Source organism: Micromonospora sp. NPDC051543, assembly GCF_044454415.1.
Taxonomy (GTDB): Bacteria; Actinomycetota; Actinomycetes; order Mycobacteriales; family Micromonosporaceae; genus Micromonospora.
This window is the reverse complement of the sequence record NZ_JBITDT010000019.1, coordinates 102,273-112,478: the sequence shown is the minus strand read 5'-3', so window position 1 is coordinate 112,478 and position 10,206 is coordinate 102,273. Positions and strand designations below refer to the sequence as shown.

Below are 10,206 nucleotides of genomic sequence, written 5' to 3'. Positions count from 1 at the left end.
ACCCGCAGTCAACACATGCGCTCGCGCCACCCAAACTCCTTCGACCGGTCCGTACCGTGATCAACGATCACTTGCACGGACCGGTCGAACCCGCCCGTCTTTCCTGACGCAAACCTCTTGATCACCGGGAGCGGGCGGGGTGGGGTGGGGTGGGTGGGGTGGGCGGGGTGGGGCAGTCGTCAGCCGCGGGGCCGCGCCCAGGAGAGGAAGCGCTCGGTCATCCGGGCGGGCGGGTGGTCCGGGTGGAGCTGGGTGAGCTGCTGGGTAGCCTCGTTCATCAGGGTGCCGAGATAGATCAGCAGTCCGGTCCGGTTGGCCCGGTACTCCGTGAGCAGGGCGAGCTTGGCTGGCTGGCAGGGCCACTGCCGGCCGCAGTTGCGGCATCGCCAGAGCGGACGCATGGCGACGTGTGGAACGGGCGGACGTACCACCATCACCACCACCGCGCTTCGTCGTGGTCTCTCGGGCTCAGCACATCGGTCTCCTCGCGCAGGGGGAAGGGGGTCGCTCCCGCAAGGGGGAACGGGAGCGACCCCGGGCAGAGCCCGCCACCGCCATCGCGGCCACCAGCGAACCCGCCATTGATGACAGTCTGCGAGGAGTCAACTACGGTCGATCCGTGCTCGCGGCATCCGCGCAGCTCAGCGGTCCGGTCGAGCAGCCACGGGGAACACGCGGCTTCAGGTCGGGGAGAGATTGGGGAGTCGATGGGGACAGTGACCGACTACGTGCTGGAGGAACTGCGCCTGCTGCGGGCGGAGACGGGGCTCAGCCAGGACGACTTCGGCCGGGGCATCGGCTACTCGGGCTCGCACGTCAGCTCCGTGGAGACGGGCGGGCGACCGCCCACGAAGGAGTACATGCGGGCCGTCGACAACCACCACCGGACGGGCGAGCGCTTCCAGCGGATGCTGGAACGGTTGGGTCGGCTCGACGCCGAGCCGGCCTGGCTGCGCGAATGGATCGAGTTCGAGCGGGAGGCGACCACGTTGCGCTGGTTCGAGCTGGCGTACGTGCCGGGCCTGTTGCAGACCGAGCGGTACGCCCGCGCCACGCTGGCCGGCGGCCGGTTCGACGCCGAGGACGTCGACCGGATCGTCGCGTCCCGGCTGGAGCGACAGGCGATCCTGCGCCGCCCGCGCCCGCCGCAGCTCATCGCCGTGCTGGACGAGGCGGTGCTCCGCCGGCCGGTGCTCGACCAGCCGGGCCTGATGGCCGAGCAGTGCGAGCACCTGGTGGAGCTGGCGGCGGCCGAGCACATCCAGGTGCACGTCGTGCCGGTGGATGCTGGCATGTACCTGGGGTTGGCCGGTCAGTTCATCATCGCCGAGATGCCGGACGGCGAACGGGTGGCCCATGCCGACAACCAGCTCATCGCGCAGTTCGTCGACGCGTCGACAGACGTCGCTAAGCTGGCGAAGACGTGGGAGATCGTCCGCAACGAGGCGCTCCCCCGCCGGCCGTCAATCGAGCTGATCAAGGAAGTGGCGAAGTCATGGACACCCTGACCCCACGGTGGCGCAAGTCGACCCGGTCCGGCGGCAACGGCGGCTCCTGCGTCGAGGTCGCCGACAACCTGCCGCACGTCGTGCTGGTGCGCGACACCAAGGACCGCGACGGCGGCACCCTGCACGTCACCCCGAAGGCCTGGAAGGCCTTCGTCGGTTACGCCAAGCAGCGCTAACCACCCCCACCCCGCCCCGCCCGGCCGCCTGCGTCGATCTTGCAGTTTCGGTTGTCGAAAAGCCTGGAATGCCGCCTATGCCGCCACAGAAAGTGCAAGATCGCGGCGTCATCCACCACAACTCCATGATCGACGAGGCTTGGTCCGGCACTGACTCCGTCACGCGACGCTTGCCCCACGGTCAACCCCCGGAGCGGGCATGCTGGGGCGATGATCGCTCGCTTCAAGGACCTCTGCCTGGACGCCGCCGACCCGCTCGCCCTGGGCGGCTTCTGGGCGCGGGTGCTCGACGCCGACCTGGCCGACGCCGGTGACGGCGACACCAGGATCGACCCTCGTTCGGCGCGCTCGGACGCGGAGTCGATCTGGGTGAACCGGGTTTCCGAGCCCCGGGTCGGCCGTACCCGCGTACACCTGGATCTGCGTTTGGCCGACGCGGACCCGCCGGCGCTGCTCGCGGCCGGCGCGCGGTCGGTGCGCGAGCCGGACGGCGACGTCGAACGGTGGGTGCTGGCCGACCCGGAGGGCAACCAGTTCTGCGTGCTCCCGGCCGGCGACGAGGCCCGGCCGGGCCCGGTCGAACTGGTGGTGGCCGCCGTCGACCCGGCGGCGCAGGCGGCGTGGTGGGCCGGCCTGCTGGGCGGTACGACCGGGGCCGGGCCGAACACCGCGTCGCTGCACGACGCCGCCGGTTTCCCCTGGCAGGCGTGGGTGTTCGACGGGATCGACGAGCCCAAGACCGGGAAGAACCGGATGCACTGGGACGTGGAGATGACGGCCCCGGAGCCGACCGCGTTGCTCGACGCGGGTGCGGCGCTGCTGCGTGAGCCGGTCGACGGGGCGCGCTGGTGGGTGCTGGCCGACCCGGAGGGCAACGAGTTCTGCGCCTTTTCGCCGTCGACCACCGGGTGAACGACCGACTACCGAGCGCGGGCGCGGTGCACTAGCGTCTTTCCCAGCGCCGCAGCCAGCGCGTTCGCCGCCGCCGTCGACACGCCTCCGGCCGACCCAGCCTGCCCGATCGGTTGGTTATCGCGGGAACGCCCTTCCGCCACTGCACCGGTTCGGCAGGATCGTCCCCAACGAGGGAGGTGCCGCCGTGCAGGACACCCGCGCTCTCGCCCTGACGTTCGAGGTGAGCGGCCTGCCACCGGTCAAGACCGAAGCGTTGTCCATCTTCGCCGCCGGGCACCGGCAGGCGACGAGGGTCCGCACCCTGCTCCAGGCCGCCCTGGGCGCGGCCCAGCGCACCGGCTGGACGCCGTTGCCCGGGCCGATCGAGGTGGACGTGGTTCTGCGGTGCCCGCCCGGGCACCGTACGTCCGACGCCAGCACCCTGCTCGGCGGCGTCTGCGCCGTGCTTCAGGACAAGAAGCGGGTCGCCACCATCGGCCTGGCGCATCTGGGCGTCCTGGTGGACGTCGCCCTCTACGACGACGACCGGCAGATCCGCCGGTTGTCGTACCAGGAGGAACCGGCGGAAGACTTCTCCTACCAGGTGCGGGTCGCCGCCGTGCCGACCGGAGTTTGACCGACGGCCGCGGTGGGGTATCGCGGACGCCGACGAAGGGAGCACCGATGTCGGAGCCACATGTCACGCTCGACCCACGCGGGCTCGATCCGGTGCAGCAGAAGCTGCGTGGCCCGTTGGAGGACCAGCTGACCTCGGCTCTCCAGGCGGCCACCGACCGGATCCGCGCCAGCTACGCGGGTGAGCCGGTCGAGCAGGTGTGCCAGCGGCTGTTGGACGAGACCCGCTCCGGGTTGCACCCCGACATCGCGGCTGGCTTCAACCCGGATATGGACGAGTTCTGCCGCGTGGCGATCTCGATCGTCCGCGGCGGCTCGGACGAGGCGGACGCCCGCCACGCCGGCGACGGCCGGCACCGCGCCTAGCCAAGGACTTGCCGGGTCAGGACCGGGTCCGCAACTACCCGGCCCTGACCCCCGGCCGTCCGACGGGGGAGCGGACGGCTCCGGCATTCACCACGCGCGTGGGCGTGGCACGACGCCACGCGGCTCGGTGGGGAGGCCCGGCCGCCCTGCACTGCACTCAGCTCCACGGTGCCCACCTGTCGGACGCCGGCGCGCCCCCGGCACACCCCGAAAGGCCGCGAACGCCGGCTCAGGCTAGGCGGATCGCGCCGGGCCGGACAAGCGCTGCCGGGCCCGCCGCGACGTGACTGATCTCAAGGGCGAAAAGCGGCAGGTACGCGTAACGCGACCATGATCGCCGACGCTGTTCGGATTCGACGGTCAGAAGTGGTGCAGCAGGTCCCGGAAGGCCGCGAGCCGCAGCACGCCGGTGTCGGTCGGGTCCAACTCGTCGTTCTCCAACACCCAGGTGTTCTCGTTCGGGATGAACACCGCGTTCAGCCCGGCCGCCCGCGCCGGCAGGATGTCCGACTTCGGGGAGTTGCCGATCATCCACGCCCGCGCCGGCTCGAACCCGTGCTCGCCGACCAGCCACCGGTACGTGTCGACGTCCTTCTCGGCCACGATGTGCGCCGCCGAGAAGTGGTGCAGCAGGCCGCAGGCATCCAGTTTGCGCTGCTGCTCGGCCTGCTCCCCCTTGGTCAACACCAGCAGCTCGTGCCGACCGGCCAACTCGTCGAGCGCGTCGGCCACGCCGGGCATCAGCTCCACCCGGTGCTCCACCAGCGCCAACGCGAGCCGGTCGATCTCCTTGCGCTCGGCGTCGGTGGCCGGCCGCTCGCGCAGCCGCTCCAGACAGTCGCCCAGGCTGCGCAGGAAGACCTTGCTGCCGTACCCGTGGGCCACCGTGTTGGCGCGTTCGATGTCGTCGAGGATCGTCCGGATCTCCACGCGGTCCAGGGTGGGGTGATCGAGCCAGCCCAGGAAGTCGTCGATCACCCGCTCGAAGACGACGTTGTTCTCCCACAATGTGTCGTCCGCGTCGAAGATCAGCACCTGCGCCTGCCGTCGAGACGTTTCGCTGGCAGCCATCCCGTACCCTCCTCATGTTCCTCACGGCCGAACTGAGCGATCAGGATAGGCGCGTGATCACGACGGCGTGGTCCCGCACCGGGGTGCGTCCGCCGGTGGAATTCGCGCACCGCGGACAGTCGTGAGGGATGTCGACGTGATCGTGCGACGCGGCGTCCCATCGGGCAGTCCCCGGCCGATCGGCTCGGGCCAGAAGCTTCAGGAGCACGGCATGATCACGGTGAGATGGTGGGCGGGCGCCGCGATGCTGGCCTGCGTCGGGACCCTGCTGGGGTGCGGTGACGGAGACGACCTGGTGCCAGGTGCCACAGCGGGGACGCCGACCCCGTCCGCCGCGGCACCGTCGAGTCCGGCACTGTCGAGTCCGGCACCGACGCGCCCGGCCGCCCCGGCCGATCCGCTCCTGTCCGGCGAGCGGGAGATCAGCATGGTGCGAGTGCGGGGGTCCGGGAGCGAACTGGAACTCAGCGGCAGCCTCGTGGAGGGCGGCGACACCGGCGGTCGGGTCCTGTTCGTTCCGGTCCCGATCGGAGACGACCGGTACGTGATCAGGGCGTACGGCACCGCCGACGGTCATCCCGCCAACGACGACCCGTCGTGTTGGCAGGTCAACGGCCTGGACATCGAGCCGGAGCTGACCATCCAGGCCTCCACCTGCGACGCTGACGACCCCATCCAGCGGTTCACCATCATTGCGCAGGGCGACGGGACGTACGTGATCGGCAGCGAATCCCGGACCCTGCAACACATGCCCGGCAACGGACTGGTCCTCAAGGAGCGCGGCGACGCCCCACCACCCACCACGTTCCGGCTCGTCGACAAGGGCCCCTTCAAACGCGAGCCCCTCAACTGAGGCGGTACGGCAGGCGATCAGGGCCATCTCAGCAGGCCTTCCGCGATCATCGCTTCCCGTTCCTCCTGCGCCTCGGGGCGCAGGCGACCCCCACGGGTGAGCATGACGACGCCGTGTAGCAGGCTCCAGCCCAGCTCGGCGAGGGTGTCCGGGTCACGACCCTGGGCCAGCGGAAGCAGGGCCGCCCGCAGCGCGGAGAAGACGGCCCGTGGCGCCGCCGGCACCCCGGCCGCGCCGAGGGCGAGGTCCGGCGTCAGCGCGAGCATCGCGTCGTAGACAGCAGGATTGGCGTACGCGAAGTCGAGGTACGCGCCCGCCATCACCGCCCACGCCCGTTCGGGGTACGGGTTGTCCGCGTGCGCCGCGGTCAGCGCGGCGGCCAGGTCGGCGAAGCCGTGCACCGCGACAGCGGCCAGCACCGCCTCCTGGTCCGCGAAGTGCCGGTAGAGGTCGCCGACGTCCGTGTTGGCCCGTTCGGCGACCCGACGGGCGCTCAGGCCCAGCCAGCCCTCGGCCTCGGCCAACTCGCGGGCAGCGGTGACGATGAGGAGTCGCCGGTCCTGCTCGGTGGCCTCGTCGGCGGGTACGGACACCGGCCGAGCGTAGCGACCAGCACTGTTCGCATCCGCCTCGTGACGGATTGGTGACTGATCGCTCGTTACGCAGGTCGTGACGCTGCTCGCTGCCGTGCCCGATGGTCGTTCGTTAGGTGATCAGGTCACCGCGACGGGAGGGCACGTGGTCGTTCGACGGCGTCCGCCCGCCGAGGCGGTCGACGGGTGAGGCAGATCCCCGGCGCAGGGTTGGTGCGGGGAGCGGGCGCCCGCGAGCGGGCCACCTTCCTGGAGCTGTTCCTCGATCTCGTCTTCGTCTTCGCCCTCACCCGCATCTCCCTCCGACTGATCGACGACTTCACCGGGGGCGAGCGTGGCGAGTTCGCGGGCCTCGGTCAGGCGTTGGTGCTGCTGCTGGCCCTGTGGGCGGTCTGGACGTTGACGGTCTGGTCCACCAGTTGGCTCGATCCCGAGGCGATGATCGTCCAGGCCGTCATCGTCATCACGCTGGCGGGCGCGATGACGATGGCGGTCGCGGTGCCGGACGGATTCGGCGCGCGGGCCTCCCTCTTCGCCATCACGCTCGTGACCCTCCAGGTCGGCCGGGTGGTGTACTTCAACGTCGCCGGGCACGGCCGGCCCGATCCGCAGCAGTCCATCCGCATCATGTTCTGGCTCGGCCTGAGCGCCCCGTTCTGGCTCGTCGGTGGGCTGGTGAACGACGGCACGGTCCGTGGTTGGCTCTGGGCCCTCGCCGTACTGGTCGACCACACCGGGTCGTACCTCGGGTGGCCCACTCCCCGACTCGGCGCGCAACGGCTCGGCGTCCAGGGAATCGCCGCCGAGCACCTGGCCGAGCGGTACCAACAGTTCCTGCTCATCGCGCTCGGTGAGGCCATCTTCGTCATCGGGCTCGCCTTCAGCGGCAGCAGCTTCCACGCCGCGCAGACGGCCGCCTTCGTGCTCGCGTTGGCGACGACGGTCCTGCTGTGGCGGATCTACTTCCACCTGGCCGGCGGGACGCTGGACACCGCCATCGGCAACTCCCGTGACCCCGCCCGGCTCGCCACGCAGATGGCGTTCGCGCACCTGGCGATGATCACGGGAATCGTGCTGACCGGGGTGGGGATGGAGCTCTACATCAGCGAGCCGTTCGGGCACCTTCCGGCGGCCTGGCTGATCGCCATCCTCGGCGGCCCGGCGCTCTTCCTGGCCGGACGGGCGGCCCTGGAGTACCAGGTGTTCGACCGGATCTCCCGGTCCCGGACAGCCGGCCTGCTGGCCCTCGCCCTGCTGGTACCGGTGACACTCGCCCTGCCGCCGCTCCCCGCCGGCGCGGCCGCCGCACTGGTGCTGCTCGGCGTCGCCGCAGTGGACACCCGACGATCCCGTGACCGGCCCCGCGAGGCTTCCATGCCACCGTTCTGACCGCGCGGTCGTTCACCGGCGCAGCGCCGTGGCCTGGCGCATGTGCGACAGCTTCTCGGGATTGCGGACGGCGTACAACCCGGTGACGAGACCGTCGTCGACGCGCACCGTCAGGACGGTGTCGAGTTCGCCATCGAACCGGACGATCAACGCCGGGCAGCCGTTGACCTCGGCCGGGTGTAGCGACAGGACGGCGACCACCACGTGCCGGGAAGCCAACAGACGGGCCACCTTGTCCGCCCCGACGACGGGCCGCAGCACGGCCTGCCTGATGCCGCCGCCGTCGCCCAGCAGGACGACGTCGGGCGCCAGGATGTCGAGCAGACCCTGCACATCGCCCAGGTCGACCGCCCGCTGGAACGCCTCCAACGCACGCCGCGCCTCGGTCGCCGAGACCCGGCCGCGCGGTCGACGCGCGGCGACGTGCGCCCGTGCCCGGTGGGCGATCTGGCGGACCGCCGCGGGGCTCTTCTCCAGCGTCGCGGCGATCTCGTCGTAGTCCAGTTCGAACACCTCCCGCAGCACGAACACCGCCCGTTCCGTCGGGCCGAGCGTCTCCAGCACCAGCAGCATCGCCATCGACACGTGCTCCGCCAGCTCGACGTCGTCGGCAACATCGGGCGTGGTCAGCAGCGGCTCTGGCAGCCAGGAGCCGACATAGGACTCCCTGCGCCGGCCGATCGTCCGCAGCCGGTTGAGGGACTGGCGGGTGGTGATCCGGACCAGGTAGGCGCGCTCGTCCCGGACCGCCGCGTGGTCGGCGTCCGCCCACCGCAGCCAGGTCTCCTGGAGTACGTCCTCGGCGTCGGCCGCCGAGCCGAGCATCTCGTACGCCACGGTGAAGAGCAGGTTCCGGTGCGTGACGAACGCGTCCACGGCGGGATCCATCCGCGACTCCTGTCCCCGACGTCGGTTCACCACCACCCGACACCGGCCGACGGTCTCCTGTGACACCACGGGCCTGTGCAGCACATCACCCACCGGGCTGAGTCACAGCCACCGGGCCGGCGGTGTCTCCTGGTCGACCCCGACGGAAGGGAACGTCAATGAACATCGCGCTGTGGATCGCGGCCGGACTGCTGGCCACGGTGGCGTTGGCCGGCGGCATCACCAAGACGTTCGTACCCCGCAAGAAGCTGGCCTCGCACCGCGGCGGTAGGTGGACCGGAGACGCCAGCGACGGCTTCGTCAAGACCCTGGGGGTGCTCGAACTCCTGGCCGCCGTCGGCCTGATCCTGCCCGCCGTGCTCGACATCGCACCGGTCCTGGTGCCGGTCACCGCCATCTGCTGGATCCTGCTGATGGTCGGCGCGATGATCACCCACCTGCGCTGCGACGAGGCGAGGTTCGTCGCGCTGAACGCGGTGTACCTCGCCCTGGCCGCCTTCGTCGCCTGGGGGCGGCTCGGCCCCTTCACGGACTGACGTCCACTGGATCTCCACACCGCCTCGCTAGCCTGGCCCGATGACATCGCCTCGACGCCTTCTCCTGGCCGGGCTCGGCGTCGTGGGCCTGCTGGCCTGCGGTTGGGGCCTGTGGTTCCTGTCGCTGTGGGCGTTCGGCGACGAGGGATCGTTGCCGCCAAAGTGGCGAATCCCGGACGTACCCGCCGGGGCGACAGTCGTCGACGAGAGCGAGACGTGCGCCTCCGGCGGGTGCTCGTGGCAAATTACGGTCGCGCCCCCGGCCGGACAGTCACCGGAGGAACTGGCCGAGCGGATGGGCCTCTCCGAGCAGCAGGACCTGCCGCCGAAGCTGCTCGACCCCGGGTCGGTCTACGTGGTGGCGGAACCCCGCAACGGCCAGTTGGTCATCCACGTCGGCTACGAGTAATCCACACGGTCGCGCCCCGCCTCGGAGTGATCGCGCTCGATCCCGGATGTAGTGGCCTCCCGCGCCAGGGACACCACTACAACAAGGATCGAGCACGATCATGCCGCGCCCGCCCGCGCCCGCGCCCGCGCCCGCGCCCGCAAGATCCGCACACTTTCGGTGATGTTGCTGGCTCAGGCCGTCGTGATGCAGCAACAGCACTGAAGTTGCGCGGATCTTGCGGCGCAGCGGCGCTCCCGGCGCAGCGGCGCTCACGGCGCAGCGGCGCTCACGGCGCAGCGGCGCTCCCGGCGCAGCGGCGCTCACGGCGCAGCGGCGCTCCCGGCGCAGCGGCGCTCACGGCGCAGCGGCGCTCCCGGCGCAGCGGCGCTCCCGGCGCAGCGGCGCTCCCGGCGCAGCGGCGCTCCCGGCGCAGCGAGGCAAGGGTCGGGGTCAGCGGCGACGGCCTACGAGCGCTGACAATCAGCCCAGGCCGCGCTGCCGGGCGAGCAACTCGACGGCGTCCTTGGCCTCCCGCAAACCGACACCGGTCGCCTCCCGGTATGCCTTGATGGCCTGGATCTTGCGGCCGGCGAGCAGCTCTTGCAGGACCGCCCCGGGGGCCTCAAGCTCCGGCTCGCGGATGTCGAGGTGGGCCATGATCAGATCCAGCTTGCGCTCGACCACAGCGAGCCGTCGAGCCAGCTGATCCGCGTCGGAACGACGGCCACCCCCGGCGACCAGGAACACGAGCACGAGCGACAACACGACGGCGATGGGCACTGTCCACTCCATAACGCGCCATTGAACACCGGCGCGGGTACTGACACCACGCCCACCCGCTTCGGGCTCGTTGGTCAAGCCCGCCCCGCACTGCGTGACCTCCCGGCGGGCCCGGCTTGGAATCC

General features: G+C 71.0%; 14 protein-coding genes. 9 read left to right on the top strand and 5 right to left on the bottom strand.

Going from position 1 to position 10,206, the window contains the following annotated elements; genetic code table 11:
* Positions 1–179 precede the first annotated feature (179 nt).
* The gene (locus tag ACIA3K_RS27680) at positions 180–434 is read right to left on the bottom strand and encodes a flavin reductase (RefSeq protein ID WP_396804573.1); all 255 of its coding nucleotides are present in this window, start codon (positions 432–434) and stop codon (positions 180–182) included.
* 273 nt (positions 435–707) lie between these two features.
* Between ACIA3K_RS27680 and ACIA3K_RS27675 the strand changes: the two genes are divergently transcribed.
* The 5 genes from ACIA3K_RS27675 (at position 708) to ACIA3K_RS27655 (ending at position 3,580) form a co-directional block, all read left to right on the top strand.
* Positions 708–1,508 carry a helix-turn-helix domain-containing protein gene (locus tag ACIA3K_RS27675; protein WP_396804572.1) on the top strand — a complete coding sequence of 267 codons (801 nt, stop codon included), beginning with the start codon at positions 708–710 and terminating at the stop codon, positions 1,506–1,508.
* Positions 1,496–1,684, top strand: a complete 189-nt coding sequence (locus ACIA3K_RS27670; RefSeq protein ID WP_396804571.1) for a DUF397 domain-containing protein — start codon at positions 1,496–1,498, stop codon at positions 1,682–1,684. The genes ACIA3K_RS27675 and ACIA3K_RS27670 overlap by 13 nt, the downstream gene beginning before the upstream one ends.
* A 210-nt stretch (positions 1,685–1,894) precedes the next feature.
* Positions 1,895–2,596 carry a VOC family protein gene (locus ACIA3K_RS27665; protein ID WP_396804570.1) on the top strand — a complete coding sequence of 234 codons (702 nt, stop codon included), beginning with the start codon at positions 1,895–1,897 and terminating at the stop codon, positions 2,594–2,596.
* Positions 2,597–2,783: 187 nt separating this feature from the next.
* On the top strand, positions 2,784–3,215 hold the full coding sequence (locus ACIA3K_RS27660; protein ID WP_355052779.1) for a hypothetical protein: 432 nt from the start codon (positions 2,784–2,786) through the stop codon (positions 3,213–3,215).
* A gap of 47 nt (positions 3,216–3,262) precedes the next feature.
* A complete protein-coding gene (locus ACIA3K_RS27655; protein ID WP_355052778.1) occupies positions 3,263–3,580 on the top strand; it encodes a hypothetical protein in 318 nt (105 codons plus the stop codon).
* Between the two features lie 360 nt (positions 3,581–3,940).
* Here ACIA3K_RS27655 and ACIA3K_RS27650 read toward each other — a convergent pair whose 3' ends face one another.
* Positions 3,941–4,651, bottom strand: coding sequence for an HAD family hydrolase (locus ACIA3K_RS27650; protein ID WP_396804569.1), 711 nt, complete (start codon positions 4,649–4,651; stop codon positions 3,941–3,943).
* A gap of 211 nt (positions 4,652–4,862) precedes the next feature.
* Between ACIA3K_RS27650 and ACIA3K_RS27645 the strand changes: the two genes are divergently transcribed.
* Positions 4,863–5,504: a hypothetical protein gene (locus ACIA3K_RS27645; RefSeq protein WP_396804568.1), complete on the top strand. Its 642-nt coding sequence runs from the start codon at positions 4,863–4,865 to the stop codon at positions 5,502–5,504.
* Between the two features lie 17 nt (positions 5,505–5,521).
* Here the strand turns inward: ACIA3K_RS27645 and ACIA3K_RS27640 are convergent, their stop codons facing one another.
* Positions 5,522–6,097, bottom strand: a complete 576-nt coding sequence (locus ACIA3K_RS27640) for a TetR/AcrR family transcriptional regulator (protein ID WP_396804567.1) — start codon at positions 6,095–6,097, stop codon at positions 5,522–5,524.
* Between the two features lie 186 nt (positions 6,098–6,283).
* Between ACIA3K_RS27640 and ACIA3K_RS27635 the strand changes: the two genes are divergently transcribed.
* Complete coding sequence (locus ACIA3K_RS27635; RefSeq protein WP_396804566.1) at positions 6,284–7,486, top strand: low temperature requirement protein A; 1,203 nt, start codon at positions 6,284–6,286, stop codon at positions 7,484–7,486.
* A 12-nt stretch (positions 7,487–7,498) separates the two neighbouring features.
* Here the strand turns inward: ACIA3K_RS27635 and ACIA3K_RS27630 are convergent, their stop codons facing one another.
* The gene (locus tag ACIA3K_RS27630; protein ID WP_396804565.1) at positions 7,499–8,374 is read right to left on the bottom strand and encodes an RNA polymerase sigma-70 factor; all 876 of its coding nucleotides are present in this window, start codon (positions 8,372–8,374) and stop codon (positions 7,499–7,501) included.
* 158 nt (positions 8,375–8,532) lie between these two features.
* On the opposite strand from ACIA3K_RS27630, the gene ACIA3K_RS27625 reads away from it, so the two are divergent.
* On the top strand, positions 8,533–8,910 hold the full coding sequence (locus tag ACIA3K_RS27625; RefSeq protein ID WP_396804564.1) for a DoxX family protein: 378 nt from the start codon (positions 8,533–8,535) through the stop codon (positions 8,908–8,910).
* A 40-nt stretch (positions 8,911–8,950) separates the two neighbouring features.
* Positions 8,951–9,319: a hypothetical protein gene (locus ACIA3K_RS27620; RefSeq protein ID WP_396804563.1), complete on the top strand. Its 369-nt coding sequence runs from the start codon at positions 8,951–8,953 to the stop codon at positions 9,317–9,319.
* 462 nt (positions 9,320–9,781) lie between these two features.
* Here ACIA3K_RS27620 and ACIA3K_RS27615 read toward each other — a convergent pair whose 3' ends face one another.
* Positions 9,782–10,081 (bottom strand): ribosomal protein L7/L12, encoded by a 300-nt coding sequence (locus ACIA3K_RS27615; RefSeq protein WP_355246792.1) that lies wholly within the window; start codon positions 10,079–10,081, stop codon positions 9,782–9,784.
* Between the last annotated feature and the right edge of the window lie 125 nt (positions 10,082–10,206).

Coding starts and splice junctions, on each gene's coding strand:
- ACIA3K_RS27680 (WP_396804573.1), bottom strand. CDS start 434: ATGGTGGTACGTCCGCCCGTTCCACACGTCGCCATGCGTCCGCTCTGG.
- ACIA3K_RS27675 (WP_396804572.1), top strand. CDS start 708: ATGGGGACAGTGACCGACTACGTGCTGGAGGAACTGCGCCTGCTGCGG.
- ACIA3K_RS27670 (WP_396804571.1), top strand. CDS start 1,496: ATGGACACCCTGACCCCACGGTGGCGCAAGTCGACCCGGTCCGGCGGC.
- ACIA3K_RS27665 (WP_396804570.1), top strand. CDS start 1,895: ATGATCGCTCGCTTCAAGGACCTCTGCCTGGACGCCGCCGACCCGCTC.
- ACIA3K_RS27655 (WP_355052778.1), top strand. CDS start 3,263: ATGTCGGAGCCACATGTCACGCTCGACCCACGCGGGCTCGATCCGGTG.
- ACIA3K_RS27650 (WP_396804569.1), bottom strand. CDS start 4,651: ATGGCTGCCAGCGAAACGTCTCGACGGCAGGCGCAGGTGCTGATCTTC.
- ACIA3K_RS27645 (WP_396804568.1), top strand. CDS start 4,863: ATGATCACGGTGAGATGGTGGGCGGGCGCCGCGATGCTGGCCTGCGTC.
- ACIA3K_RS27630 (WP_396804565.1), bottom strand. CDS start 8,374: ATGGATCCCGCCGTGGACGCGTTCGTCACGCACCGGAACCTGCTCTTC.
- ACIA3K_RS27625 (WP_396804564.1), top strand. CDS start 8,533: ATGAACATCGCGCTGTGGATCGCGGCCGGACTGCTGGCCACGGTGGCG.
- ACIA3K_RS27620 (WP_396804563.1), top strand. CDS start 8,951: ATGACATCGCCTCGACGCCTTCTCCTGGCCGGGCTCGGCGTCGTGGGC.